Origin of the sequence: Pseudomonas sp. FP1762 (genome assembly GCF_030687105.1) — a bacterium.
Lineage (GTDB): Bacteria > Pseudomonadota > Gammaproteobacteria > Pseudomonadales > Pseudomonadaceae > Aquipseudomonas > Aquipseudomonas siliginis.
In genome coordinates this window covers 5993798-6019087 of record NZ_CP117458.1, presented here as the reverse complement: position 1 = coordinate 6019087, position 25290 = coordinate 5993798, and the positions used below count along the sequence as shown (strand labels likewise).

General features: G+C 52.5%; 23 protein-coding genes and 7 pseudogenes. 19 read left to right on the top strand and 11 right to left on the bottom strand.

Translation table 11 applies throughout. The annotated features are described in order from the left end of the window. The first annotated feature begins 100 nt into the window (after positions 1-100). Entirely contained in the window at positions 101-655 is a 555-nt protein-coding gene (locus tag PSH90_RS27075; RefSeq protein WP_166554539.1) for a transglycosylase SLT domain-containing protein, read from the top strand. Between the two features lie 857 nt (positions 656-1512). Here PSH90_RS27075 and PSH90_RS27070 read toward each other — a convergent pair. From PSH90_RS27070 to PSH90_RS27050, 5 genes and pseudogenes are all read right to left on the bottom strand, one after another. Beyond that, complete coding sequence (locus PSH90_RS27070) at positions 1513-3990, bottom strand: type III effector HrpK domain-containing protein (RefSeq protein ID WP_305381864.1); 2478 nt, start codon at positions 3988-3990, stop codon at positions 1513-1515. 244 nt (positions 3991-4234) lie between these two features. Next, positions 4235-4882 carry a hypothetical protein gene (locus PSH90_RS27065; protein WP_305381863.1) on the bottom strand — a complete coding sequence of 216 codons (648 nt, stop codon included), beginning with the start codon at positions 4880-4882 and terminating at the stop codon, positions 4235-4237. Continuing rightward, on the bottom strand, positions 4870-5421 hold the full coding sequence (locus PSH90_RS27060) for a hypothetical protein (RefSeq protein WP_160767942.1): 552 nt from the start codon (positions 5419-5421) through the stop codon (positions 4870-4872). Before PSH90_RS27060 ends, PSH90_RS27065 begins: the two co-directional genes overlap by 13 nt. 70 nt (positions 5422-5491) lie before the next feature. Continuing rightward, the gene (locus tag PSH90_RS27055) at positions 5492-5740 is read right to left on the bottom strand and encodes a hypothetical protein (protein ID WP_305381862.1); all 249 of its coding nucleotides are present in this window, start codon (positions 5738-5740) and stop codon (positions 5492-5494) included. Between the two features lie 336 nt (positions 5741-6076). Beyond that, positions 6077-6382: pseudogene (locus PSH90_RS27050) on the bottom strand (integrase core domain-containing protein); the annotation flags it as partial. On the opposite strand from PSH90_RS27050, the pseudogene PSH90_RS27045 reads away from it, so the two are divergent. From PSH90_RS27045 to PSH90_RS27035, 3 genes and pseudogenes are all read left to right on the top strand, one after another. Continuing rightward, positions 6382-6594 (top strand): annotated as a pseudogene (locus PSH90_RS27045) (tyrosine-type recombinase/integrase); the annotation flags it as partial. The pseudogenes PSH90_RS27050 and PSH90_RS27045 overlap by 1 nt on opposite strands. A 391-nt stretch (positions 6595-6985) precedes the next feature. Next, a complete protein-coding gene (locus PSH90_RS27040) occupies positions 6986-7234 on the top strand; it encodes a hypothetical protein (protein WP_166554537.1) in 249 nt (82 codons plus the stop codon). A gap of 31 nt (positions 7235-7265) precedes the next feature. Next, positions 7266-8489: a hypothetical protein gene (locus PSH90_RS27035; RefSeq protein ID WP_160767944.1), complete on the top strand. Its 1224-nt coding sequence runs from the start codon at positions 7266-7268 to the stop codon at positions 8487-8489. A 152-nt stretch (positions 8490-8641) separates the two neighbouring features. Here the strand turns inward: PSH90_RS27035 and PSH90_RS27650 are convergent. Continuing rightward, positions 8642-8852: pseudogene (locus PSH90_RS27650) on the bottom strand (site-specific integrase); the annotation flags it as partial. A 132-nt stretch (positions 8853-8984) separates the two neighbouring features. Continuing rightward, the gene (locus PSH90_RS27030) at positions 8985-9197 is read right to left on the bottom strand and encodes a hypothetical protein (protein ID WP_160767945.1); all 213 of its coding nucleotides are present in this window, start codon (positions 9195-9197) and stop codon (positions 8985-8987) included. Positions 9198-10383: 1186 nt separating this feature from the next. Here PSH90_RS27030 and PSH90_RS27025 point away from each other — a divergent pair. Further along, positions 10384-11252, top strand: a protein-coding gene (locus PSH90_RS27025; protein ID WP_305381861.1) for an IS5 family transposase whose coding sequence is annotated in 2 segments (ribosomal slippage) — positions 10384-10725 and positions 10728-11252 — 867 coding nt in all. Because the reading frame shifts where the segments join, the coding sequence is not laid out codon by codon here. A 94-nt stretch (positions 11253-11346) separates the two neighbouring features. Here PSH90_RS27025 and PSH90_RS27020 read toward each other — a convergent pair. Both PSH90_RS27020 and PSH90_RS27015 read right to left on the bottom strand, forming a co-directional pair. After that, on the bottom strand, positions 11347-12669 hold the full coding sequence (locus PSH90_RS27020; protein ID WP_166554540.1) for an ankyrin repeat domain-containing protein: 1323 nt from the start codon (positions 12667-12669) through the stop codon (positions 11347-11349). Between the two features lie 591 nt (positions 12670-13260). Beyond that, a pseudogene (locus PSH90_RS27015) lies at positions 13261-13515 on the bottom strand (ATP-binding protein); the annotation flags it as partial. Between PSH90_RS27015 and PSH90_RS27010 the strand changes: the two are divergent. The 4 genes and pseudogenes from PSH90_RS27010 to PSH90_RS26995 form a co-directional block, all read left to right on the top strand. Then, positions 13501-13587 (top strand): annotated as a pseudogene (locus PSH90_RS27010) (heat-shock protein HtpX); the annotation flags it as partial. The pseudogenes PSH90_RS27015 and PSH90_RS27010 sit on opposite strands and share 15 nt — an antisense overlap. A gap of 301 nt (positions 13588-13888) precedes the next feature. Next, positions 13889-14065 (top strand): transposase, encoded by a 177-nt coding sequence (locus PSH90_RS27645; protein WP_082557577.1) that lies wholly within the window; start codon positions 13889-13891, stop codon positions 14063-14065. Beyond that, a pseudogene (locus PSH90_RS27000) lies at positions 14038-14295 on the top strand (transposase domain-containing protein); the annotation flags it as partial. The gene PSH90_RS27645 and the pseudogene PSH90_RS27000, both read left to right, overlap by 28 nt. Positions 14296-14502: 207 nt before the next feature. After that, on the top strand, positions 14503-15123 hold the full coding sequence (locus PSH90_RS26995) for a LysE family translocator (protein WP_056854288.1): 621 nt from the start codon (positions 14503-14505) through the stop codon (positions 15121-15123). Between the two features lie 262 nt (positions 15124-15385). Here the strand turns inward: PSH90_RS26995 and PSH90_RS26990 are convergent, their stop codons facing one another. Beyond that, positions 15386-16300, bottom strand: coding sequence for an AraC family transcriptional regulator (locus tag PSH90_RS26990; protein WP_160767947.1), 915 nt, complete (start codon positions 16298-16300; stop codon positions 15386-15388). 125 nt (positions 16301-16425) lie between these two features. Between PSH90_RS26990 and PSH90_RS26985 the strand changes: the two genes are divergently transcribed. Both PSH90_RS26985 and PSH90_RS26980 read left to right on the top strand, forming a co-directional pair. Next, positions 16426-16965: a carboxymuconolactone decarboxylase family protein gene (locus tag PSH90_RS26985; RefSeq protein WP_056854290.1), complete on the top strand. Its 540-nt coding sequence runs from the start codon at positions 16426-16428 to the stop codon at positions 16963-16965. Positions 16966-17081: 116 nt separating this feature from the next. Next, positions 17082-17564: a YkgB family protein gene (locus tag PSH90_RS26980; RefSeq protein WP_056854291.1), complete on the top strand. Its 483-nt coding sequence runs from the start codon at positions 17082-17084 to the stop codon at positions 17562-17564. 819 nt (positions 17565-18383) lie between these two features. Here the strand turns inward: PSH90_RS26980 and PSH90_RS26975 are convergent. Next, a complete protein-coding gene (locus tag PSH90_RS26975; protein ID WP_305381860.1) occupies positions 18384-19328 on the bottom strand; it encodes a LysR substrate-binding domain-containing protein in 945 nt (314 codons plus the stop codon). 76 nt (positions 19329-19404) lie between these two features. On the opposite strand from PSH90_RS26975, the gene PSH90_RS26970 reads away from it, so the two are divergent. The 8 genes and pseudogenes from PSH90_RS26970 (at position 19405) to PSH90_RS26935 (ending at position 25079) form a co-directional block, all read left to right on the top strand. Next, positions 19405-20493: a zinc-binding dehydrogenase gene (locus PSH90_RS26970; RefSeq protein ID WP_160767948.1), complete on the top strand. Its 1089-nt coding sequence runs from the start codon at positions 19405-19407 to the stop codon at positions 20491-20493. Positions 20494-20506: 13 nt separating this feature from the next. Next, entirely contained in the window at positions 20507-21022 is a 516-nt protein-coding gene (locus tag PSH90_RS26965; protein WP_160767949.1) for a RidA family protein, read from the top strand. A 93-nt stretch (positions 21023-21115) separates the two neighbouring features. After that, on the top strand, positions 21116-22069 hold the full coding sequence (locus PSH90_RS26960) for an alpha/beta fold hydrolase (RefSeq protein WP_160767950.1): 954 nt from the start codon (positions 21116-21118) through the stop codon (positions 22067-22069). 167 nt (positions 22070-22236) lie between these two features. Continuing rightward, on the top strand, positions 22237-22773 hold the full coding sequence (locus tag PSH90_RS26955; RefSeq protein WP_056854380.1) for a carboxymuconolactone decarboxylase family protein: 537 nt from the start codon (positions 22237-22239) through the stop codon (positions 22771-22773). 110 nt (positions 22774-22883) lie between these two features. After that, positions 22884-23426, top strand: coding sequence for a YkgB family protein (locus PSH90_RS26950; protein WP_160767951.1), 543 nt, complete (start codon positions 22884-22886; stop codon positions 23424-23426). A 5-nt stretch (positions 23427-23431) separates the two neighbouring features. Continuing rightward, a complete protein-coding gene (locus PSH90_RS26945) occupies positions 23432-23707 on the top strand; it encodes a Rho-binding antiterminator (protein WP_160767952.1) in 276 nt (91 codons plus the stop codon). Positions 23708-24028: 321 nt separating this feature from the next. After that, positions 24029-24498 (top strand): annotated as a pseudogene (locus PSH90_RS26940) (N-acetyltransferase family protein); the annotation flags it as partial. Between the two features lie 188 nt (positions 24499-24686). After that, positions 24687-25079 carry a hypothetical protein gene (locus tag PSH90_RS26935; RefSeq protein ID WP_160767953.1) on the top strand — a complete coding sequence of 131 codons (393 nt, stop codon included), beginning with the start codon at positions 24687-24689 and terminating at the stop codon, positions 25077-25079. Positions 25080-25290: the final 211 nt, after the last annotated feature.

The window sequence follows — 25290 nt, the reverse complement described above, 5'->3', positions numbered from 1 at the left end:
ATATCAGCATCAATATTCGACGCCCCAGGTCTGCACTAACCGATGACAAAGGCGCTGCCGCAAACGCTGCCAATTCGCGGGGCAACCGGCAGATGTCGGCATGAAGCGGGGGCGCCGGGTGAGGACGGGGCAGTTAGGTGCGCTGCTGGCGTTCTTCGGCGTGCTGGCGTCTGATCCCGCCTGGGCCGGTCCGCCAACCGCGTACCGGCAGGTGGCCGAGGCCGCCGGGGTCCCGGCGCAGTTGCTTTATGCGGTGGCGCAGACTGAAAGCAACACGCAGTTGCGCATCGGCTATTACCCATGGCCCTGGACCTTGAATGTCAAAGGCAAGCCGCTGCGTTTCGAAACTCGCGAGGAGGCCTGCCGGGCGGTGCTCAAGGCAATCTCCGAGCAGGGTGTGTATGCGGTGGATATCGGCCTGACCCAGCAGAACTGGGGTTACATCGGTCGCGCCCGGTTTCGCGAGCCCTGCGATGCTCTGCATCCGATCAATAACCTGCAAAGCGCTGCTTTGCTGCTGCGTCAGTACTATCAGCAAACCGGAGACTGGGTCAGCGCTGCGGGCATGTACCATCGCCCGGCGGGTGGCGAACCGGCGCGGCTTTACAAAAGCAAGATTCAGGAACGACTGAAGCGCATGTTTGCTGATCGCTGAGCAACGTATGGGTATCTATACAACTTCTAATCTGTGTACATATCCGTTGCTGCGTTATGGCGAATATTGGTTGCGCTTTTACAGCGCGTCACTTTCGAAAATCCGGAAGCCGGCCCAGACGAAAGTAACCAAAGCTCTCTTGCCCCACCACTCGGTCCCTCGCCTAGGCTCGGTGTACCCGAACGCAGATCCTGAACCGTGGGCCGCCGCAACGGGCCATCCATGGCCCGGTGCGGCTAACCCGGCGTCCTGCCGGGTTGCCCACGCTTCAGAATCTGCGTTCGGCCAGCGTGATTTAACGGGGTGCCTCAGATCAAAATCAAAAGCGCGGCGGCATGACAGCCGACCTGGTTGTGTGAGTTTACCGATCTTCTGTAGGAGCTGCCGAAGGCTGCGAAGCGGTGTGTCAGACAAGGCCGGTGCTGGCTGGTGTCTCGCGAACAAGTTCGCTCCTACCAATCCGAGGGGAAACCCGCTGCTCTTGATCTGCTCTTGATCTGCTCTTGATCTGCTCTTGATCTGTTCTTGATCTGCTCTTGATCTGCTTTTGATTTTGATCTTAGGCGCCCCGTTAAACCACGCCGGCCGGAATTCGATATTCGATATTGCTGTGTGAGGCAAACCGGCAGGGATGCCGGTTTAGCCGCCTCAGGCCATGGATGGCCGGTGGCGGCGGCCCCACGCAGCAATGTCGGATTACGGGCATGCCGAGCCTATGCGAGGGACCCAGTGGTGGGGCAAGAGCGTTTTGCTTACTTTTGCGCTCCATCAAAAGTGAGGCGCTGTAAAAGCGCAACCAATACATGCCATTAGCGCGGTAACGGATATGTCCCCAAACATCCCTGCATGGAGATGTGTTAATGCGCCTTGGGAATACCGAACTGGTCCAGTGTCGGGTCGACATTATGATCGAAAGCCTTCTGATCCTGTTTTTTGTGCACCGCATCGATAATCGCTTTGATGCCGAAACCTATCGCCATGGCCGCATCGGCGATCCAGCCAACCACTGGCACGGCGCTTGCGACTGCACTGGCAGCCGCCATGCCTGCAACACGGCCGGCAATCGCGCCGACGGCTCTACCCGCGATTTTACCGGCGATCTCGCCACCGGCAGTGCTGGATTTGGTTGCCAGGTCATAGCCAACCCGCGCAGCGGTACCAGCGCCACGGATACTGTCGTAGATCGCTTTACCTGCTTCGGCATCCTTACCCTGAGCCAGCAATCCGGAAACGGACGTCATGGCGTACACACCACCCGCCGCGCCCAGAGCGCCACCGGCCATGCCTTTGCCGTCAAGGGCAGTATTGGCACGCTTTTCGGCTTCGGCTTTCAAGTCTTGAGCGGTGATGCTTTGTGGGTCTTTATTGCCCAGCCCCGCGGTGGCGTCCTTGAAGTCGGTAATCATGTCGACACCAGCCTTGGTGGTCTTCAAGGCGGCTAGCGTCGCCTCGGTGTAGGCGTCCTGGCTGGCAGCGGTAATTTCTGGCGGCAACACAGCGTCGTAGGCTGCTTTTTGTCCATCGACGTCGGCCAGTACTTTTTCCGGCTTGGCGTCCTTCGACTTCATTTGCTCGTTCATTTTGCCGCCCTGGGCAAAATTCTGTTGGTAAGAGATTTGCAGTTCGGCGCTCAAATCCGGGCGGTTGGCTACTACATCGCTGGCTGTGGGAACACCCGCGTCAGGGCCGCGCAAATCTTTCTGCATTTGCAATTCGGCGCTCAGGTTGCCGACCGACGCACTGTAATCAGGAGAGGATGGATCCTTGACCGGCTTGCCGTCTTTGTCTTTGGTCACCGCATCAAAATCGCCCCGCATATCGGTTTCCAGTGAGTTACCCGAGGTCAGGCTATGGTAACGCTGATTGACCGCTTGTTTCAGAGCAGGATCGTTACTGATCAACTTTCTCTGCTGTTCAGGAATCGATTTGTCGAGGAAGGCTTGTACGTCTTTATCGCCTTGCAACTGTGCGATTTTTTCCTTCAGAGCCGTTTCGGTCTTCTCGGTCTTGCGCAGACTTTGTCCGGCTTCCACGCTTTCCAGGGTTTTCTGAAGCTTGACCATGACCGCTGCTTTCTGGTCGCCGCTGTAGTTGGAAGGATTGGCAAACACGTCTTCGTTCAGCGCGCTGATATCGACGCCGGCTGTCGCGTTGAGCGTCGCGGCGCTGCTCATCATGGCCGCGAATTCGCCACCTTTTGTGGGGGCCTGCTTCTTGATCCAGTCTTCTATGTTCCGGGTGCTGATATCGCCGTCGGCGCTTTTCTTCGCCAGTGCCTTGCCTTCCAGTCCGCCCTGGTCGAGCAAGTCCGAGAAGCCTGGCTGGGCAAACGTTTTCGCTGAGGTTGTCAGCAGGCTGGACAAGCCAGGGTTGCCAGAGGACAAAGCCTTGAGGTCGTCGACCGTGGTGTACTTGCCAACTTTCTCTTCACCCCCTGCAGCTTTTTTCGGATCGGCGCATTTGGTAATGGGTTCGTTGGCCCGCAGCAACGCCGCATTGGTCACCATTTGCAGTGATTGCGGGTCAGCTTTGGGATTGGCTTTCATGTACTCATTGACGGATTTTGCCCCGGCGTCCCTAGCCTTCTCGAGATTTTTCGCCAGCGACTTGTAATCGCCATCGGTGGTTTTTCCGTCAGCCTGACCACCACGCTTGCCGACATCCGCGGCGGTCTTGAGCACCGGATTGGCCTCGATGAATGCTTTGGCTTTTTCTGCGTCCGGACCGCCCGCAGCGGCCATCTTCGCTGCCGCGATGGGGCGGTTGAGTTCTTTCGCAGCCTGCTCTTGCTGCGCGGGCGGCAAGTTGGTCACCATCGGCCCGAATTTCTCCAGATCTTTTGGTGTGGAGTATTTGGAGTTATCCAGAAACTCGGCATCCTGACCCGTTCTGGCCGCGGGAGCTGCGCCTGTGGGGGCATGAGTGGCCTTGGGGGCTGTCACGCCGAAGGTTCTGTCAACGCCGTCTGGTTTACCGGTGCGCTGCGCACTTGTGCCTTGCGGCTGAGCTGGCTTACCGAACGCTGCTTCCTCCGGTTGATCACCGCCGGGTGTGCTGAGGCGTTCCAGTACTTCCTTGAACAACGAGATGAGCGCCGAGGGCGAGGGCGCGTCTTGAGTCTTGCCGGCTGCGAACTGACCGTTTGGCTGGCGGGGCACTTGTGTGGCGTTGCCTTGGCCGAAGGAGATGCCGCCACCGCCATTACCGGCCACGAAGGCTTTCATCGGCACTTCGGTGCCTTTGACTCCCTGGCCAGAAGCGTCGTTTGAGTGCATCCCCTCCTGACCGTTGAGAGGGATCTGGCTGGGCATATCAGGGGAGACGCGCATATTCATGTTCATTGCCTTCTGTGTGACAACTATGGATACAACTGTGTGGTGAAGCAGTTGAAACGGTTCCAATGAGCGCGATTTTTGAGCAGCATTGCCAGCGGGAATATCAAACGGGCAGGTGCAATTTTCGAGCAGCAGGGGATGACCTGCTGATCAATCGCAATGAGCAAAGATGGTTGTCCATGCCGGAACGGCAGTGGTTTCCCGCCTCCTCTGACGTTTATTCGGAGTGTGGCGGGAGCCTTTCTCAGGTACGCCTATAAGCGTCTGCGCCAGGATTTGCTCTTGTATTGCCCATAGCAATTGCACCGGCCTGAGTTTCAATATCAGCGGGTTGTGTTCCGGTTGGGCGGCTGTTGCGCTGTCGTAAACTGCTTACACCGTTGCTGGCGCTGTCGTAGCCCTCTTGCAATTGACGGCTTAAATACGCGCCAGCGCCCCGGGCGGCTTCCTTGGCTGCGGCCTTGGGAGCAGCGTGGTTGTTATCGCTCATCCATGCCTTGCCTTCATCCGATAGCTTGCTGGACAACGACGCGACGAACGCCCATATCCCGAAAGCTGTCGCCGTTCCGATGGTATTGACCGTGCCGCCCAATGCCGACCTGGCGATTGGCCCTGACACAAGATCCGTGGCGTACTGCTGGGCTGCCCCACGCGCCGCGAAGGTGGCGCCCAGGCCAAGGTATCCGCCGCCCAGGCTGTTGGCGCTGGTCAAGGCCTTGCCTAACGCATCAAGGCTGTTGGAGGTTGCGCCGAGCAGCATGTTGCCCATGCGTTCACCGCCATGCCCAAGGGCGGAAAATATACTTCCGTTTTTGGTAGCGTTGTAGACGTTGAGCCAGTCTTCTTCATCATCCAGATTTTCCTTTGGCTCGGCGTCTTTCAGGGCAAACAAGAGTGCTTCGCGCGCTCATGGCGTCCGTTCTGGGCACTGTGCTTGAGGTGCGCCGTCGCCAGACCTGCCAGGTAGTTGCCAACGGGCACCGCAACCTTGTTGAAGGTTTCGACGTGTTGAGCGTTGTTGGTTGCGGTCAGCACAGCGGAGGTTACGTTAGTAGCCACCGCTCGGACGAGGTACGTCTGGATCTGGCGAGCGTCCTCCATAGCGTCCTTCAGCTTGCCTGGATTTTTTTCACTCAATGAATCGGCCACGGCAGCGTGAAGTTTGTCGGCGGGTGCTTTCAGGAAAAACGAGTTGTCTTTTGCCTCCTGAAACAGTCGTTGGAAAAACTCATCAGGATAATGCGCCTCCATGCCTCCTTCTGCCGCTGCCTTGGCCACGGCGTTTTCTATTTCGCCGAACAGATACTGCGTGGGTTTGCTGACCACCTCTGGTTTGGCGAACTGAGCGGCCACCATGCCGGTGAAGGGGAGGCCGCCCACGAGCGAAGTACCGGTCGTGGTGTAGCGGTCCAGACGGTGCGCGTTATCCATGGTCTTGCGAATGGATGCTTCATCCTCTCCCTCGCGCAGCAGCCGTTCGGCCCTGCTGCGAGCGAGTCTGTTAATGCTCGCGTTGTGCCGGGTGATCGCCTGACGTTCTGCCGGGCTGGCTATTGGGGCCGGGGCGTATCTCGTGATGTTTGAACAGGTCATCCATGTAGGCCATGACATTGGCCCGCTCTCGCTGGCTGGTGATCGCCTTTACCGGATTCGCCTGCTGAAGTTGTCTGGAACCTTGCGCCACGTCGGAATCATGGTGGGCCTGCGTCAGCTGGAGTTGAGGGGAGTGAGACCGGATTGAATCAACCATGGTGTTGCCTCCTTGGGGTTTAGACCTTTGTGGCGTAAAGTATTATCGCAGGCACCGCACACCCCAGGCCAACGAGTCCCTACCCCCCAAACTTGAGTCGTTCATCTCGGCCTTACCGTGCAGAACGGCGAACCGAGTGGCTGGAGGTTCCACCTGAGTTGCTGGCCCACATGTCGTCGCTGGGTGGGGCACACATCCTGCTTACTGGCGAGTATCTGTGGCCCAAAAAAGCTCAAGGTGTCATTTCAGCCCCAGCCGAAACCTACCTCTAAAAGGATGCCAGCTGCGTCGATGAAGCCGCCGAAATGGAACCGTCATCTGCAATATCTGTAGTGGTCAACTGATCCCGGAGACGACGTTAAGTCTTTTTTCGGACTGAGCTGGTGGTAGCCCGTTGTTGAACTGGTGTGGCCGAATCCAGTTGTAGCGATGCATCAAATAATGACTCATATCTCGCTGCGCTTCTTGGGCTGTCATGTAGCCAACGGTCGGTATCCACTCAGTTTTTAGACTCCGGAAAACACGCTCCATAGGCGAGTTATCGTAGCAATTACCTCGACGACTCATGCTCTGACGTATGCGATATCGCCAGAGCCGTTGGCGAAATTGTCGGCTACCGTATTGGGAGCCCTGATCCGAGTGTGGCGGCCTACGCGAAGATGGCTGGGATTCAGGTCGACGGCCTCGGAGTGCACGGACTCAGGGCTACCGCGGCCACCAATGCCCTGGAGCATGAAGCCGATATTGCCAAGGTTCAGGCCTGGCTGGGTCACGCCAATATCAGCACGACCAAGATCTATGACCGGAGAGGGAACCGGCCGGAGGATTCACCGACGTACAAGGTGAAGTATTAGTCGAAGGAATTGAGGGGTGAGCAACAGCTCACCCACGCGCATTGTCGAGAATGTGGTGCAACGAGACCCAAGGATGATGGCTTTCCACACCGCTGGCTGGACAGGTATCGGCGTGTAGGAAGGAGGTTTCGCAGTCTTCCAACGCTTGGCTTTCCATGCAGCCACTGCATACAGCACGCCCGGCAACGATCGACCATCGACCGTTCCATTCCTCAATCCGTCGTTCATTCTTCACAGTCCTATTCCTCAACGTGCAGCTGGCAGATGTTGACAGTACAACCGTGCAGTATCGGATTTATACGCCCAAAACCATACCCTTGTTTGGGTGTAACCCACGCGCCCAACCCAATAATGGAAGGGTCGGGACTTTAAGTCGCCGGTTTGGGCGTACATGGACTGCTCACAACCCACCGCCAAGACCGTGCACGCGCGCGGCGACCGCGTGTTGCCCGACGTGATCACCCTGCACCGCGAACTCCGTCGCAAAGGCGTGACGCTACAACTGCTGTGGGAGGAATACACCGCCGCTCATCCCGACCAGCCGACCTACCGCTACAACCAGTTCGTCGAGGCGTTTGCCGGGCCTGCGCGACATTTCAGGGAACCTTTGCTTAGCAAATACCACTCAGGGGGTCAGTAGAATTTCATTCATGAAGCTTAGGAATACATTAATGCCCAGCCCTATTTCTAATCAATCGTCTTTAAATCTCAATGCATTACATCAAAACAGTGCCCAGTCAGTTCAAAGTGGTACCTCGCAGGCAAATTCGGGCACTGCAATCTCTGCTCGACCGAAACCAGGCAATGGAATGGCACGGGTCAATGGTCAGATGGTACCAATGACATCTTTGAATGAATCAGGCTTCACTTCTGCATTCCCAACCCGCAACTCTGCTGCGATAGCACAACGCAGCCGTATTGGCATCAACCCACAACGTGCCCAGCAACTGCTTAGCCAACATGAGCAGCTATCGACGGAGGCTCGCATGGCAATGGAACATATTGTAGGTTCCGAACTGAATAATTTTCCTCAAGCCAAACAGCATGTGGATCAACTTAGTCAACAACATTATCACAGTGTTCCCACGCAGTATAAAAATAATATTTCTGAAGCTCTAGAAGATTACCAAGGTTCGCACGGCGACAACTTTCTTATGAATGTAGCGGCTATGGGATTTCCAGATATTAACACATACTTGAAAATGCGGGACCCAATGTTCAATGACGAAAATGAGGTCAATGAATTTATGACCAGTTTTGGTCACCATTATAGCGCTTTTACGGGAATTGATGATGAAGAGGAAGAACTTGACGAAATCAAGTCGCGCGTGGATGAACGTTTAAAAGAACCCACGCAGCAGCTGACTCGTTATCTTCACAATGCGCCAAGACTTCAAGGCGGGCTTCCTCTAATAAAAGGGGTTACAGGTGGAGATAATCCGGTTACAACCCAAGTGGATGGAAATAAAACGCTGGAATCAGTGTTAGAAGGTAAGGCGCTCAATTTTAATGGTTTTCTGAGCACTAGCTCCAAGTACGAATCCGCGCTGGATTTTAGCGGAAAAATGCCTTCCTCCGCATTAGGACAACCACAGTATATTGTTGACTTAACAAAAAATGATGAGAAAAATGAAATACTGAGACGCCATGCTATGCGTGATTTACACCAAGGAAATATGGAGACTGGCTCTCTGCTTTTCTTATTCAAAGCAAGTAATGCGGCTGGCATTAGTGTCAACGCTACACAGCATGCAGCAAACCCTGGCGGCGGTGAACATCGCCTCAGTGGAGAGGATGAAATCTTAATGGCGCCTGGACATTTCTTTGTGCCTGAACAGATTGTTCGGAATAAGGATGGCGTGGCTCTAATTGGCAGCCTACATTATGGGCGATAATAATTAAGAAGTTCCCATGAAAGTTGCTTTGGAAACTGTTCTGTAAAGCTAAACCGAAGGTTGCTCATCCATGTAATAGTAAAGAAATTATCGTGCCGCACGATTCTGAGCCGCTTTGTATTAAAAGTCTCAGTCATGGAGCCTTCCCACTCAAGATAGACCCCGGGTTTGATGGCTCCGCTGGGGTACAGCATGTCTGCGACTTCCAGCAAGGCCAGCTCGGTGACGCGAATGCCTATGGTGTGTGAGCCACAAAAGCATCACGTCGCGCTCTGGCAGACGGCCAGTAACGGATGCAACGCGGATTAGGTGCTTGAATTGTCCAGAGCGAAGGGATATGACGCGGCGGATAAGTGCGGGCATGGGACTCTCTGTCAGGATTGATGACGAATCGTGGACGATTCTGAGAGAATTGGGTTCGGGCCTCCCGAATAGCTTACAGGCCCGCGTGCTGCGGTGTTCACGGAAATTGATTACGTCTGCGCTACCACGCAGCTAAACGCCGCAATATTGCTCCAGGTCTGCCGCTTGATCCTTGTGACACATGACCGGCATTTTTTTCGCACCCGCAAAGTAAAGATAACGTGTGCGATGGCGACCATTGGTGTAGCCGACCCAGCGCGACACGCGCTCAGACCTCCGACCCAATATTTTCAAGATATTCTGTTTGGACTCTTCTTTGACCTCGTTGAAGGAAACGATCGGCATTTCGACGTGCCGCTCCTTTGGACCAGATGGTGCCAGAAATTCAAATATGCCCTGGCGTTTATCTTGGTCCCAGTTCTCTACCGTGAGACTACAAAGCTTTGGTGTTCGTGCTGATCCGAATAGTGAACCAACTTTTGTACATCAACCATGACAACCACATGGTTATCGTAGCCTGGGCGGCACCGCAGGCTCACGCTCTGATAACCAGGGTGGCTACCAGAGAGACTGACTTCGTATAAAGCTGTGTTCATCCTTTGTCCTTTGCTGATAGGGGCAGGTTCGCACCCGAAACCCACTTAGCCTAAATCGGTTTCCCGTTTACCGTAAGGCGGTAACCGAAAGGCATGAAAAAGGCCCCCGGACGGTGGGAAAGTCCGGGGGCCTTTTTAACGGATATGCCGTTACGCGCAATCAAGACGCAGCAAGATGCCGAAGGGCTGAGCGACGCTTTGGATCGATAGCGGTCGGCCGTGGATCACCGCTTTCGACCCGCAGCCATGTGTGACGAGACAGAACATGGTTTCGCTGCGCTTGGTCATTTAGTCACGATGCTTAAGGCCGATTGAGGCGTGGCAATTTCGCGATTTGATACTTCCCTGTCTGTAAGGCCAGCACGCACGTTCTTTCATGCTCGGCCACTGCCGGACGATCGTCAACTTCGGTTTCTTCGGAGCCTCTGGCCTTGGCGAAAGATCGGAGCTAACTCGAAAAGCGACCACATTGTCAGCGCCTCTAGGAACGAAGTTCTGATCATTGAAAACCGTTTGCCTAGGCGCATTGTCTGGTGAACGGATTTCCGATGATGCTCGAAGCCATGATGAATCGAGGTCCTGCCTCGGCGGCATCGGATTTACGACAGTCAGTTGTTCTTCCCGTCCAGTCGAGCTCTCCGTCCGCTTGTATACTGAGTCGAGGCTTGGAGCTCGGCCAATCAACTGAAGTGTAGCTACCGTCGCCAAGCTCGCGATTAGCACACAGATCGCCATATAGAGGACGTTATGTTTGTGATGCCCTCGGATGATTCGCTCAGGGGCATCGCTAATGTCGGCTTTCATATCCATTCTCCGGCACATCCTTGAAGACCTGGAATGGTCCATTTCTTAGGCGCTTTGCTAGGCTCTGTACGAAAACCCTGAAAGCACCAGTCTTCCGTAGAATCCACCGTCATTAAAGCCAGGAGGCCAAGATGGCAAAACGGTATGAACTCCTTGATGCAGCCTGGGCTCTGGTTGCTGATCTCTTCACTAAAACCCGACGCACCGGGCGGCCTCGAACCGATGATCGCCTAATGCTCAACGGCATCCTCTGGGTACTGTGCTCTGGCGCAGCCTGGCGAGACATGCCCGAGCGATTCGGCCCTTGGTCAACGGTCTACCAACGCTTCCGTGACTGGCGTGATTGCGCAGCGTTTGATCAGATGCTCAAGCGGCTCCATGTCCGGTTGAACGAGCAAGGCTTGATCGATTTGGATACGTGGATGATCGATTCCACTGCCGTACAGGCAACCCGAGCCTCATCAGGTGCCGGTAAAAAAGGGGGTCTGAAGAACCGCAAGACCACGCACTCGGGCGTAGTCGGGGCGGTTTGACGAGCAAAATCCATATGCTGTGCGACGCCAATGGCGTGCCTCTTCGCTTCCTGCTGTCGAGCGGACAAGCCAGTGATATTGCCTATGCTCAGCCGTTACTCGATGGGGCTTATATCCCCAGCCTGCGCGGTCGCCCACGCAAGCGCTGCCGATGGCTGCTGGCTGATAAGGGTTATGACGCTGAAGCTCTGCGCCAGTACTGTGATCGTTATCGCATGCAGCCAGTGCCACCGTTGCGTAGCATCAAGTGCAAGCCCAAGCCAGGGTTGGCCAGACTGTTTGACCGTCCCAAGTACCGGCAACGCACCATCATTGAGCGCATGTTCGGATGGCTGAAGGAGAACCGCCGGATCGTTACGCGCTTCGATAAGCTCGCGAGAAGTTTTGCCGCCATGGTCTCGCTGGGCTGTGCCATGCGGTGTTTACGACAATACTTCTCGTGCAGAGCCCTAGGATCTGGTTGCTGATATCTTCACCAAACCCAACGCATTGGGCGTCGGCGGGCCGATGATCGGCTGACTGCGCGAATCCGGCGATGAGCAGGCATCGCCTGCTCCATCCTCAAGCTTTGAGCCATCCACTCAAATCATTAGCCCGTAGGCGGGAATTGATTTCTTGCAGCTGATGAAGACCAAGCGCCGGCAGAGGTTGCTCCCCAGCCTGCTCGGCCACTTGCGCTGCCAGTTTCTGCCTGAATGTCGCTATCTTTTGCGCGTCTAGATATTGGGCCTTGCTGCCGTTCTGGCCCTTTACCCGCACCAGTAAGTCAGCAGGTAATTCGACGCCCTTGATTGCGCAGCCTAAGCATAGGGTGGCGAAATCGCCTAGGCTTCGAACTTCCACTTCTTTCAGCTTGCCGCCCTTTTCCGGGCTGCCGGACAATGGGTGGTCCCCATCTTGATAGGAATATTGCTTTGTCTTGGAAGAATATTGGATTTCGTGGGTGGACAAGTTATTGATTTTCTCGAAACCGAAAACCAATGGGACGATGCTTCCTTGATTTAGCAGGCCTAAGTAGGGAGCTTTACCATTTTCCAAGGAGCGCTGCAGTTCGCTTGCAGCCCGATGGTAGAACCCATTCAGCTCTTCACCCTTTAACTCTTTTACTTGGTCATCAGCTTTCAAAGCAAGAGATCCAGGCAGCTTTAGAGAATTTAAAGATTCATCCAGTGTCGCATTTAGGAATTTTCGTCCACCGGAATTGATGTGGCCGGCATGCAGCAATCGCTGCAGCCACGCCGCACCTTCGATATGTAGCTGGTCATGACTGTTGACTTCGATTGATGGCTTGATGTTGCTGGTCGGGATCGCTTTACCGTTGTCCAGCGCATGCAGGATGACTTGCGTCATGCGGTGTTGCAGGGCCCGAGAGTAGGCGTTGCTGGGATGCATGCCTTTGCCGGCAGCGTACACTCGGGCCTTGCTGCGCAAGTCTGCGCGAGTGGTTTCATCGGTCGCGCTTTCTCGGGTTCGATCAGAGAAAAATACCTTGCCTTCCAGGGACTGGGTGCCCCCCTTGGCATCATTAACGCCACCCTTGAGCGCCCCGGATTGAAGAATCTCAAGGCCCCATGGCGTCCCATGCAGCGCCTCCGGCTTGGCATAGCCCAATGGCGCAGTCGGGTTAAGTGATTGCAGCAACGCCATGCGCAAACTAGACCGGCTGCGCTCGTCGATATCGCGCATGTTGTCGAGCACATCCAGCGGCGAATGCCCCTGGGCATTCAATGTATTGGCCCGAACGCCTTCATTACGCAGCCGCGCCACAGCCTTGCTATCACGGCCGACTACCGCCGAGTGCAGTGGCTTACCGGGCGTCGGCTCTTCCGCATCGGGTGAATGAATGTGCGGGATGAAAGATGGGGTAGTGCGAATAGGATTCATAAGGGCACGTCATGACGAAAGCTCTTTAGTGGGAATATTGCGGATAACGGTTCCATTTTGGCGGCTTCGTCGACGCAGCTGGCATCCTTTAGAGGTAGGTTTCGGCTGGGGCCGAAATGACACCTTGGGCTTCTTTGGGCCACAGATACTCGCCAGTAAGCAGGATGTGTGCGCCACCCAGGGACGACATGTGGGCCAGCAACTCAGGTGCAACCTCCAGCCACTCGTTTCGCTGTTCTGCACGGTAAGGCCGAGATGAATGACTCAAGTTTGGGGTTAGGAACTCGTTGCCCTGGGTTAAGCAGTGCCTGCGAGAATACTTTACGTGCAGAGCCTAGCAAGAGCACGGGGGTGCGGATGCAACGGATTCTCGGCCCGATTGCATCAAATCAGGCGCGATACGCACCGAAGGTCTCTAGCCTGTCGGCGCTGATTGAAAACTGACCCACCCTGCCGATTGAAAATTGACCCAGGGCGGATTGCTGATTTTGGCATCAGCAATTGTGGATAAGCTTAGCAGTCGTGTCCCGGTGGAAGAGGCATTAAAGCCCCACCGCATGTGGGCATGCGGCAGGGTATTTTCGGTGCGGATCAAAACAGCTCATCGTCCTCGGCACCATCATTGTCTTTGCGCTTTCGTTCACGTGATTTGATCTTGGTCTGGGCGACCAAGCTGCTGTGTTGCAGGCGGTAGGACTCGTTGCCCGTTTCGACGATGTGGCAGTGGTGTGTCAGCCGATCCAGCAACGCCGTTGTCATCTTGGCGTCACCAAACACGCTCGACCATTCCGAGAAGCTGAGGTTGGTGGTGATCACCACGCTGGTGTGCTCTTGGCAGGGTTGAAGGTAGGAGATCGTGTGTCATTCTCCTTTCGGGTCGAGGGAGGTAAAGGAACGATTGTCTCCATAAAGAAATGAGTTACTAAAGCTGCCGGTAACCGGTGTCGCCAATGAGGCGTTCACCACTCACCTGGCTGTCAAAAACTCTTCGCCGAGTTAGGGATAGGCGAAGGTACAAGGAATGTCATCCACCAAACCCGGGAGAATCGAACCTAGCGGCATGCCCGTGCCGGCGGTTACCCAATTTGGATAAGCAAAGCCCTGCTTGAAGGTTTCAACGTAAGCGTCCGGCAAAGTCACCTACCCGATCTCTGCAATAAGGGCGATGGTGTCCACTTAAAAATACGTGGGCACCATCGCCCTTATCGTTAGGATTGCCATGCGCCAGCGAACCTCTTATCCAAAACCTTTTAAAGCCCAAGTCGTTCAAGAATGCCTGCAACCCGGTGTATCGATAGCTAGCGTAGCCTTGCGACACGGTATCAACGCCAACCCTGTTCGTAAGTGGACACCTACCTGGACGACTGAGCTGTGCCTATCGACAACAATCAGGTAGAAAATCAGATCTGACCGTGGGCACTTGGGCGCTCGAACTGGTTGTTTGCTGGATCGCTACGGAGCGGCAAGCGGGCGGCGGCGATCATGAGTTTGATCCAGTCTGCGCGCATGAACGGGCACGATCCTTATGCTTATATTAAGCACGTTCTGGCTCGTCTGCCGACGCAGCGGGCGAGCGACATCAACGTCTTGCTGCCCCACAACTGGACGCTAGCCTCCCACATCTAGAGCAAAACGCGGATGCTTACTGCTCACCGGGTGCGAGTACGGACTTATGGTAAAACAGGCAGCTCCTTGCCCAGTCAGGCTGCTCCTCGTCCGGATTCACAGCATCCTTGTCGTCAGTCTGAGCCCACTCTGCCTAGAGATGCGACTTCTAACAGACAGCTTTTTGAGGTTAACTTCTCCTCTAAATCACGCCGAGGCCATCTTCCTATGTCAATTGCTGACAACCTTATTGCGTTCACCTTCGCAGCAACGCTGTTAACCCTGACGCCAGGCCTCGACACTGCTTTGATATTGAGAACGGCCACCGTGGAAGGTAGGCAACAGGCTTTTCGCGCCGCACTGGGCATCAATACAGGTTGCTTGCTGTGGGGCGCCGCTGTGGCGTTTGGACTAGGCGCACTGATTGCCGTATCAGAGTTGGCGTTCAACGTCTTGAAATACTGCGGTGCCGCCTATCTAGCCTGGCTCGGGCTGAATATGATCTTACGCCCGCGTAGATCATTGTCGCCTGTCCAAGCGGCAGCAAAGCCAGGCCATAACTGGTTCCTGAAGGGAATGATGGGAAATATCCTGAATCCCAAGATTGGTATTTTCTACGTCTCTTTCTTGCCCCAATTCATTCCCCAAGGCCAACCATTGGTTGCTTGGACGTTCGGCTTGGTAAGCATTCACGTGGTAATTGGGTTGCTATGGTCGATTATTCTAATCGCCGCAACCCAGTCGCTGGCCGGTATATTGCGGCGTGAGAAGGTGGTCGCGTGGATGGATCGTGCAACAGGAATGATCTTCGTTCTTTTTGCGGCGCGTCTCGCCTTCGCTAAACGTTAAGCCCTTCAGTAAGGCGCCGGTGTATTGCCCGGACGCTTACGTTTCAACCACCAGAGCCGCAAGCATTCTGGTGACTACTAACATTCAGTTGAGATGTCGCAGCGTCGAGCTCTACAAGGAAGTGTGTGATTCAAATGAAGTCGTCGCTAGGAGCCACGGTGGTTCTTTAACGGAAAAATTGTGGTGTGGAGTTTTTTCACAAACGTCTTTGAAGAACGTGGACGATATACGCGTCCAGCGAAAAGCGCAGGCCCGGATACTTTTATCTTCCGTTTTCACGCCTAAATGATCCAGGGCTCTTGCCATGGAAGCGACTAAAAGCGCGGCTAAAGGCTGCCTCGGACTGATAACCAACGATCTCTGCAACGATGGCCACGCTGCGCGTGTCACGACTTAACCAATGCGCAGCCTTCGCCATTCTGATACGCACGAGCATATCTCCAGGCGTCATTCCTGCTACTTTCACGAAATGACGTGCGAACGTAGCGCGCGATAAATGACAGGTATTAGCCAGCTCTTCCACCGACCACTGTCGAGCCGGGTCCTCCAGCATAGCGTATAAGCCGCGAACGAGGCGTGGATCCGACAGTAATGCCAGCATACTAGGTTGAGTTTGTGCCTGGGACATCCATGCCCGGAGAATGATTGCGAACAAGGCTGAGGCAAGCTGGCTCAGGATTACTTCCGACCCCTGACCTGTGGCCCGTTGCTCGCAGCCAAGAATGGCGATCAAAGATTGCATAACCTGCATGTCTTTACCGCCGGCTTCGCGAACAACCATCAAGCTAGGCAGAGAGCTGAACAATGGGCCAGCAATGCCAGGCTCAAAATGAAAGTACCCGCACAGTATCTCGCTTTGCGCACCCACCTCATCATTTACTGCAACAGGCAGCGCTGAACCGGTTTCCACCCGTACTAAGCTCGGCAAACTATCAGGGTCTGCTTTTAAGGTATGTGCAGCGCCAGTAGGGAAAACGATAACGTCACCGCAGTGCAGATGCAGTGGCTCGAAGCCAGAGGTGTAAAGCCACACACTTCCAGAGGTAACAATATGATAAGGAGCGACTCCGTAATTGGTAGGCGGGTTCTCGAGCGCCCAGGGAGCCCCGAGCTTGCACACATGGTCTAGAGCGACCTCGACGGGATAGAGGTGCAGTAAGCGGCTTAATAGGTCCATTTTCTTTCCAGATTGAGACGCTAGGGCAAGAAGATGCCCAAACCTATCATCATTTGGATCGATTACCTCGCTAAAGTGGCTACATCCGGCGCTCCTGCCGGTCCACATTAGCAAAAGGAAATCGTATGACTCGCCTTACTTCCCACCCCGTCGATCAGGCAACCGGCCGCGCTGCCGAATTGTTCGTTGCTATCAAGACTGCCTTTGGCGCTGTACCCAATACCTTCGCAGATATCGGTGCCAATAGCCCCGCAGCGCTGGAGGCAGCTCTGGCAGTCGATAGCACCTTGTCAAAAGGATCGCTGACTACACAAGACATCGAGGTAATCAAGCTCGCTATCAGCCAACAGACCGGTTGCGACTATTGCCTTGCCGCGCATACGGTGATCGGTCGAGGTGCGGGTCTTAGTAAAGAACAAATCCTGGCTGCTCGCCATGGCGATGCATCATCGGGCAACGCAAAGCTAGATGCGCTCGCGTCATTTGCCCGAGTTTTGTACCAAACTCGAGGCACTCTACCAGCGGAGCATGTGGATGCAATAAAAGCCGCCGGCTATAACAACAAGCAAATTGTTGAGATCCTTCTTGCTATCTCGTCTGGTATTTTCACTAACTACTTTAATCGTGTGAATGACACCGTAATTGAGTTTCCGAAAGTAACCTGAAAAGACCAGTAAGTTTTAGGCGCAGCACCCAGTATACAAAATCACCGTAATGTTGCTTATAGTCCCCAGCGACTATTAATAGCCAGTTGCCCATCATTCGTCTAGAGGAAATAATTATGAACTACATTATTAATTTGCTTGGCCGTTCCTTTATCATGAAGCACGACCTAGATTATCACTTGCTCCGAGCCTCCATGGTGCTTATCTTCCTTTGGTTTGGCTATGACAAGTGGTTCGATGTTGAAATAAGAGACTTAATTCCTTTGCTGACCAACGCGCCACTTCTTTCTTGGACAATTCCAGTATTAGGTGTTAGCGGCACGAGCATTTTGCTGGGTACTGCGGAATGGACTTTCGGGCTGTTATTGTTCCTTGGGTTCTGGAACAAAAAAATTGGCGTACTTGGCGCTCTTGGTTCGATTGTAACATTTATAGGTACACTCACGATTTTCCCGTTTGCACCAGGAGCTTGGCACCCAGAAGCTGGCGGGTTCCCAGCGATGACCATAGTTTCGGGTTTCTTGTTGAAAGATCTCGTCTTATTGATGGCTTCTGTCTATCTACTGAAGCAAGATCTCGGTAAGTTGCTCAAAGTTTAGGATTAGCTCTCAATAGCGGAAAGTGGTTACTGTCTAATTCTGTTCCTCAGCCGCGGTGAACTCGCCGCGGCGGTCAGTAGGGCGTTGCAGAAATTAGGACTTAAAATTGTCTAAACATATTATGGCGAGTAATATCGATCGGTTTGCCAGAGCTTTAATAGTAGTTTGGGAGTAGATAAAATGAAAAATGTAACAATGTTTATTCCCCAGCGTTGGTTCTCGTTGCCATTATGCCAAAGCATTCTTAACAGGCGAGAGCAATAGGGTGGAAGAAATTAATGTTAAGGCTGATTCTCAGCACTTGCGAGAACGGATTATCAAAAGTGGGACGACACAACGTTCCGCAGATGTTTGTTGGAGAGCATCATGTAAGTGGCTTCGATTATATGATTGCACTTGAGCACGCGGGTAGTCGTGACGCCCTGCTAGGGTAATGAAAAGAACGTGCTTTGTCAGCGATCATGGACTGACCAAATTACTATAAATTCAGTTCACCGAGGCTGTTTTTACGCCGCATTTACGCCGCATCAGAGAACACGTCGTAAGCGTCTTACACGATTCAGGAATAGTTGCTATGCAACGGCTTAATACTTTTTCGTGCTTCCGGAGGATCAGTGTTTTTGGGCTTTTAATAGTCGTTGCGCTATTAAGTATGAAGGGCCTAACAACTCCCGTTTTAGAAGTTGGAAAAGGCAGGCCGCTATCATTATCGATATCACGAAGGGCATCCTTGCGCTACACGGGATTCGAACATCACCTTCAACAAAAACCCTTAATTAAATAGTTTATGCTGATCGAATAATTCTTAAGGCGCCTCGTTTAGTAGTAAGTTGTCAGTATTTGTTCCTCTTCTGCTTCCGACATCAGCCAATCACGCACTGCTTTTACTTGGGGGCGCAGGGTAGCGTGGTGGGGATACACCACGAAATAGGAAGAGTGAGACGTTTCGTATCCATCGAAAGGACGCACCAATCGCCCTGAAACCAAATCCTCTTTTACTAATCGGCTGCGAGCTAACGCGACACCGTGCCCTTCAATAGCTGCCTGGATAGCTAGCGCAGATGCATTCACATGCATGCCACGCAGTCCATGAATATTATTGTACCCTCGAGATGACAGCCATGAAGTCCACGTTGGGAAATTTGGATCGAAGCTTATGGTTGCATCGTGTATCAAGGTCAAAAAAGCAATATCGTCAAGACTTAATGAAGGCTTTCCCAGCTTGTCTAGCAAATTTTGGCTGCAAACCGGGAATACGTACTCTCCCATCATTCGCTCCGCTGTTAAATCGGGGTAACGGCCTATCCCAAAGCGAACGCCGATGTCTACGCCCTCACTGCGAAAATCGACAAGACGGTCAGTAGTGTGCAATCGAATATCCCATTGTGGATAGCGAGCGCTGAAACCAGAAATTCGGGTCAAGAGCCATTTGCTAGCAAAAGCAGGCGTTACAGATAGCGTGACGACATTAACCGGTAGCGCTGTCCGCAAACGTTGTAATCCCTCCGCCAGCAGTGAAAATCCGTCGCGGATCTGAGGATAAATCGCAGCGGCTTCAGGGGTTAACGTCACGCCACTACGGGATCGTTCAAACAGAGAACGCCCTACGTAATCTTCTAACGTTTTGATTAATTGGCTGATCGCAGGAGGGGTTACGTTGAGTTCCTCCGCAGCAGCGGAGAACGTTTGCAGCCTTGCAGCTGCCTCGAATGCCCGTAGAGCATTCAAATAAATTGCAATCCGTCGAGCTTCTTCGTTAAGCACAGCTTATTGCTCCGGCAAGAAAATCCCAATATTCGGCTGCTTCGTTCGCTCACATAATAGCCACTCAAGCGGGTAAATGTTCAAGATGAACGATGCCGGCGACGTGATCTCTCTTATTTTTCTGTTTAACGGAGTTTTTATGAAAGCGTCTATTTTTCGTGAGTTCGGTGGCCCGAACGTTCTGCGCTACGAGGACGTTGCTACGCCAAGCGCACGCCCAGGACACGTGGTCATTCGGGTACTAGCTGCAGGCATCAATCGACTTGAACTCTACCTGCGTGAAGGTGCTATCACCCGTGATCTCGCTTTGCCTCATATTCTTGGGTCGGATGCGGTTGGGGAGGTAGTCGAGTTGGGTGCCGGTGTGACCGACTTCTCACTGGGTGAACGTGTAGTACCTATGCCTGGTTACCCGCTAGATAAAGCTGACTATGCATTTTCCCCCATGAGTGCAGCTACCAGCTATGCCATTGCAGGCATTATGAGTTGGGGGGCCTATGCTGAGTACATGGAAGTTCCCGCGCATTGGTTGCTGCGCGACGATACGGGCCTGTCCCCAGAGGAGCTTGCGACGTTGCCAATGGTCCTAGTGACTGCTGTGCGCGCTGTGAGAGTCGTAGGCGCGGTGAAAGCGGGAGACACCGTTTTGGTCCAAGCGGGCGGTTCGGGTACAGGTTCGATGAGCATCCAAATCGCTAAGGCGCTTGGCGCCAGGGTCGTAACTACAGTTAGTAACGATGAGAAAGCTGAAGTCGCACGAAAGCTCGGTGCCGATCTGGTCATCAACAGCAAGCGTGAAGACTTTGTAGCAGTCTCTCGCGAGTGGACAGGAGGTAAAGGTATGGATGTAACGATCGACAACCTCGGTGGTGAAATTCTTGCCCGCAGTATTGAAGCAACGCGTCCTACTGGCACTGTGGTTACCTTGGGCTTCGTCGCAGGGTCTGAGCTGAATCTTGATATTCGTAGCTTTTTCTTCAGCCAGCGTCGGCTGCTTGGGACGCTTATGGGGGATTTGGACGACCTGCGTTTCGGGTTGGATTTGATAAAGAAAGGCGCTGTGCGCCCAGTACTGGATCAAGTAATTCCGCTTTCTGAAGCAGCTCGTGCTCATGAGCTACTCGGGGAAGGGCGTGTGTCGGGCAATCTAGTGCTGAAGCCTTGATTCGGAGTAGATCATGAAGACACCTATATCATTGGAATTATCGCCCGACGCGCTAAGTGGCGACGAAATTGCTGAAAGACTGCGCTTGCTCGGCATTACGTTACCGGAGCCCCCTAAGCCGGTCGGTTCCTATAGTGCGGTGATGATTCGCAATGGCATAGGGGCTGTTTCTGGGCAGTTTCCTTTAGTTAACAGCAAACTTTTCCACCCTGGTGTGGTTGGCTTCCATATAAGTGAAGCCGATGGCTACGCCGCTGCAAGAGCGGCAGCTCTCAATGTTATCTCGCAAATTGAAACGGCCTTAGGTGGGTTTCAACGGTTTGGCGGGTTATTGCGTTTGGAAGGGTATGTTGCCAGTGCACAGGATTTCCTTGCACAGCCACATGTGCTGGATGGAGCGTCAGAGCTTTTTGTGTCTGTTTTTGGCCAGTCTCTTGGTAGCCATAGCCGGACGGCATTCTCTGTAACGCAGCTACCGCTTGGAGCATCTGTAGAACTAGCAGTGACCTTCGCAGTGACGAATGATTAATTGCAAGTTGCTGTAGCGCCACTGCTAAGGCAGATTATTATGGAGTTAAAACGTTGGTAGGCACTAAACTTAAAAGAAAATAGAGAGGGATTTATGAAACTAAATATGAAATCTTTTTTGATTGCTGGTTTGGTTACTACATTAGGCTTGATCGCAAGTGTCGCTTCGGCGTCCCCGATTTTAAATCAAACCCGCCACCAGACTATTAATATCGATGGAGTAGAAGTTTTCTATCGCGAGGCAGGTGATAAGAGTGCTCCGACAGTTTTATTGCTGCACGGGTTTGGTGCATCCTCCCACATGTTTCGTGATTTAATTCCGAAATTGGCTACGAAGTACCATGTGGTCGCACCAGATTTACCGGGGTTTGGTTTGACTACAGTCGATCCTACAAGAAAGTTTATTTATAATTTTGATAATCTTGCAGGGGTAGTACAAAGGTTTACAGAAGCTAAAGCTTTAAACAAATATGCCATCTATGTTTTTGATTATGGTGCACCTGTAGGTTGGCGTCTTGCTGTTAAAAACCCTGAAAAAATCACAGCCATCATCACTCAAAATGGGAATGCCTACGAAGAAGGGCTTAGCCCAGGGTGGGCAGATATGCGTAAAGCCTGGGCGGATCCATCCCTTGAAAATCGCGAAGCGTTGCGAAAACTGAATACGCTGGAAATGACCAAGTGGCAGTACACCGAGGGAGTAAATGATCCTGCGCTTATCGCGCCTGAGAGCTACCTGTTGGCACAGGCAGCTGTGGAGCGTCTGGGCGTCGACATCCAACTCGACTTGATTATGAACTATGGCGAAAACATCAAGCAGTATGCTGAGGTGCAAGAATACTTTAGAACTAGGCAGCCTGCCCTGTTAGCGATCTGGGGGAAAAATGACCCTTTCTTCCTCCCCGCTGGTGCTGAGGCGTTCAAACGGGATATTCCGAATGCAGAAATCGTATTTCTCGATACCGGTCACTTTGCAATTGAAACTCATGGAGATGTAATTGCCGAGAGAATGCTTAATTTTCTTGGTAATAATTCGAAGAACTTGTAAGCGTAATAGTAATTTTTCTTCGCTCTGAATCCACCAATGTCGGTTTGAAAGCTGACATTGGAGATCGCCTGATCTCAGGCGTAATTATGAACGCCGCAGCATGATTAAACAGCCTCTTTAAAAAGAGGCGGCTGAGCGTTCACTCATGCATGACAAAAGGTAACTTTATGAATCGTTTGAATGTAACGGGCGTTGATGACGCGACCGGTCACTCTGCAGAAGTATTCGCCTCTATTAAGCGTGCTTTTGGTGGAGTGCCCAATGCTTTTCTAGTCGCAGGCACTAACAGCCCTCTCGCTTTGGAAGCCGCGCTCGCACTCGATAGTGCTCTACATAAGGGAAGTCTAAGCGTAAAGGAAATCGAGGTAATCAAACTCGCCGTCAGCCAGGCTTCAGGATGTGATTATTGCCTTGCAGCACATACTGTGATCGGGAAAGGTGCCGGTCTTAAGGACGACGAAATACTCGCGGCGCGCCACAATACGCCTTCTGGCAATTCCAAATTTGATGCTTTGTCGAAGTTCGCTAGAACGCTCGTTAGTACATCGGGTACCCTCGCGATCGAAGCCGTTAATACTGTCAAAGAAGTCGGTTATTCAGATCAGCAGATTGTGGATGTCGTGCTTGCTGTTTCAAGTATCACATTTACTAATTTAATTAACCGTATAAATGATACTCCGCTAGATTTTCCAGCGGTTAGCTGAAAATCAGTCGGTGCCGCACGGTCGCCGTGCGGCACTGATACCGGCGTTATTCTGCCTCGTGCAAAATTGTATCTTATTAGCAAATAAATATTTCTCCGTGAGTGTCTAAAATGACGAATCCACAGCTCAAGAATCAAACTTCATTATTTGGCATTGAGAAGTTGCGCGTTTGGGGCGACAAAATCATGCAGCTTAGTATTTATGGTTTATACTGTGCCTTAGCTGTAATCTATTTTTGGTTTGGCGGTATGAAGTTCACTCAATACGAAGCACAAGGTTTAGTACCGCTTGTTAGCAACAGCCCGGTGGTAGGTTGGACATATGAAATGCTCAGCGTGGGTAATTTTTCTAGTGCGCTTGGTTATATAGAGGTCTTGATTGGAGCCCTTATCCTCGGTCGCATCGTATCACCAAAGATTTCATTGCTCGGTGGTGTGTTATCTATTGGGTTATTTTTAACCACGATAAGCTTTATGTTTTCTACTCCTGGAGTTATTGAAGAAGGCCTTGGTTTTCCCGCTATTACGGTTTCTCTTGGACAGTTTTTGCTAAAGGATGTTGCACTTCTCGCAGTATCAATATTTATCGTCGGTCATTCACTTTCGGCACTCGAATCCAAAGATGATGGTTTCGTAATATTTGAAAACAGGTAATTGATATGACATATCAGCCACTGGACTGCGGTCTCTACGATTTTATTGAAATGGTCTGTATGCGACATAATTTGCTCGATGTGGAAATGTTAGACGGCCAACGTATAAAAGCACGAGCTTTAACTACAAAAACCTCCGCTTCCAAGGAAGAGTATCTTCAACTGGAGTCCCCGAATTTACTTCAAGAGGTGAGGTTGGATATGATATCTGCAATAACAGTTATGGACGAGGGGGCGGGTTATCAGCGAAAAGACTTCACTATAGGTTCTTGCGCCATCTGAAACATTGTCGCTCAGGTTTAGTAGGTTTTTTAGAATAGGTGACAGCTTTATAAATTTTAGTCCTTATGATATTTTTTCCTAAAATATCATTCCAGATGGCTGGGGCGATATGTAATTACGAGCCCGCTGGCGCGCACCAGACCGACCTGGTTGCCGCGGATCAGCAAGTGAGTTACTGCCACGCTCAGATTGAGGACTTTAAGACGCAACTCTCCGGAGTCGCAGCGCATTTGCGGACAGCACCATTATCCAAGCTGAAGGCTGTGCCTTAAGTCGTTCAGCCCTTCAAACGCGGTTCCTCAAGTGGCAGCAAGAAAAGATATGAATTATAAGGTGAGGGGTGCTTCACCCACTGATGCCTTTGCCATCCAAGCCAATCTATGGACCAGTGGTTTCGGGCTCATTCATCTCGTTCGCGTTGATACTACCGACTGCGAAAAAGATGTAAGCACGAATAGCCGCGACACTGCCAACGTATCCCTATCTGGTAGCCCAGGGTGGAAGGCAGCGTCGATGGATACGCTCACGCAAGCCAGCATCGAGCGAGAAACGCCCTGGTCGGTGGATGTCACCGTATATGTCGACCCGGCTTTGCACCGAAGGGAGGTGTGCTTTATAAGCAGCTTCTTCTAGGCCTAGAGAAACAAGGTTTTCATGTAGCCTATGCCGGCATTGCCCCACCCAACGCTGGAAGCACAGGTATCCATAAAGCGCTCGGGCTAACTCAAATCGGCACCTACCCGGAGGTTGGTTTCGAGCACGGTCAATGGCAAAGCGTGGGCTATTGGCGCTAACCGCTTTGTGCGGTCACTCCGCTAACAGCAATCATCCCGTTCAGGGAGATAAAGGAAGAGTAGAGGAACAAGGTGTGAGATGACTTGACTACTTTTTGTCGCCATCAATACCAGGCTGTTCGCTGGGAGCTATGCTTAGTGATGATTAACGTTCGAGACGGTTTACCGACCAGCCGGAGGAATTAATGAATTTGGCGGCGTTTACCTTGCTGCTTTCCGCAGGCGAGACCATAGACGGGTTCCCGCTCACTGACTCAGATGCAGTGGCACTCGCAAATCTGCATTTTCCTTCCCGTGCCTATTGCCTTGTTGCGGATTGGGTAATCTTGGACCTAGAAGTTACAACACGTCAGCGAACTGCCATCGCCGCTAGAGGGCTTATCCCGGCCTTGGTTTACGCGTTGACTGTTATCCAAGATAGTAAAGGCCGTTTTGCACCTGGTGATTGGGTTAGATCAACGTTGGAGGTTTCCTTGTCCCAGAACTGCTTATTTGAGACGAAAAACACGGTTTATGTGCTCATGGGAGCCGGACGTAGGTTGCGTACAGATTTAGATATCGCACTGAGCTTGTGCTGAAGACAGCAGTTTATGGGCTCTCCCTTCATGGCTGCTTACTTCTAGCTCTTCGTGTCAAACTATGTTGTGAGCAATCGGGCCCTGTATTTCAAACGCAGCCTATCTGGGTCAATCTATGTTGCTGATGTCTTTATCCCGAATCATCCTACAGACCCCGATTTAGGCGAGGGTTTGTGTCAAACTATGTTGTTGGTACCCAGCTCTCCCACAA

What these genes read in the sequence shown, in the direction of transcription:
- PSH90_RS27075 (WP_166554539.1), top strand. Translation starts at nt 101, where the DNA reads ATGAAGCGGGGGCGCCGGGTGAGGACGGGGCAGTTAGGTGCGCTGCTG.
- PSH90_RS27070 (WP_305381864.1), bottom strand. Translation starts at nt 3,990, where the DNA reads ATGAATATGCGCGTCTCCCCTGATATGCCCAGCCAGATCCCTCTCAAC.
- PSH90_RS27060 (WP_160767942.1), bottom strand. Translation starts at nt 5,421, where the DNA reads ATGGATAACGCGCACCGTCTGGACCGCTACACCACGACCGGTACTTCG.
- PSH90_RS27055 (WP_305381862.1), bottom strand. Translation starts at nt 5,740, where the DNA reads ATGGTTGATTCAATCCGGTCTCACTCCCCTCAACTCCAGCTGACGCAG.
- PSH90_RS27040 (WP_166554537.1), top strand. Translation starts at nt 6,986, where the DNA reads ATGGACTGCTCACAACCCACCGCCAAGACCGTGCACGCGCGCGGCGAC.
- PSH90_RS27035 (WP_160767944.1), top strand. Translation starts at nt 7,266, where the DNA reads ATGCCCAGCCCTATTTCTAATCAATCGTCTTTAAATCTCAATGCATTA.
- PSH90_RS27030 (WP_160767945.1), bottom strand. Translation starts at nt 9,197, where the DNA reads ATGCCGATCGTTTCCTTCAACGAGGTCAAAGAAGAGTCCAAACAGAAT.
- PSH90_RS27020 (WP_166554540.1), bottom strand. Translation starts at nt 12,669, where the DNA reads ATGAATCCTATTCGCACTACCCCATCTTTCATCCCGCACATTCATTCA.
- PSH90_RS27645 (WP_082557577.1), top strand. Translation starts at nt 13,889, where the DNA reads ATGCGCCAGCGAACCTCTTATCCAAAACCTTTTAAAGCCCAAGTCGTT.
- PSH90_RS26995 (WP_056854288.1), top strand. Translation starts at nt 14,503, where the DNA reads ATGTCAATTGCTGACAACCTTATTGCGTTCACCTTCGCAGCAACGCTG.
- PSH90_RS26990 (WP_160767947.1), bottom strand. Translation starts at nt 16,300, where the DNA reads ATGGACCTATTAAGCCGCTTACTGCACCTCTATCCCGTCGAGGTCGCT.
- PSH90_RS26985 (WP_056854290.1), top strand. Translation starts at nt 16,426, where the DNA reads ATGACTCGCCTTACTTCCCACCCCGTCGATCAGGCAACCGGCCGCGCT.
- PSH90_RS26980 (WP_056854291.1), top strand. Translation starts at nt 17,082, where the DNA reads ATGAACTACATTATTAATTTGCTTGGCCGTTCCTTTATCATGAAGCAC.
- PSH90_RS26970 (WP_160767948.1), top strand. Translation starts at nt 19,405, where the DNA reads ATGTTCAAGATGAACGATGCCGGCGACGTGATCTCTCTTATTTTTCTG.
- PSH90_RS26965 (WP_160767949.1), top strand. Translation starts at nt 20,507, where the DNA reads ATGAAGACACCTATATCATTGGAATTATCGCCCGACGCGCTAAGTGGC.
- PSH90_RS26960 (WP_160767950.1), top strand. Translation starts at nt 21,116, where the DNA reads ATGAAACTAAATATGAAATCTTTTTTGATTGCTGGTTTGGTTACTACA.
- PSH90_RS26955 (WP_056854380.1), top strand. Translation starts at nt 22,237, where the DNA reads ATGAATCGTTTGAATGTAACGGGCGTTGATGACGCGACCGGTCACTCT.
- PSH90_RS26950 (WP_160767951.1), top strand. Translation starts at nt 22,884, where the DNA reads ATGACGAATCCACAGCTCAAGAATCAAACTTCATTATTTGGCATTGAG.
- PSH90_RS26945 (WP_160767952.1), top strand. Translation starts at nt 23,432, where the DNA reads ATGACATATCAGCCACTGGACTGCGGTCTCTACGATTTTATTGAAATG.
- PSH90_RS26935 (WP_160767953.1), top strand. Translation starts at nt 24,687, where the DNA reads ATGAATTTGGCGGCGTTTACCTTGCTGCTTTCCGCAGGCGAGACCATA.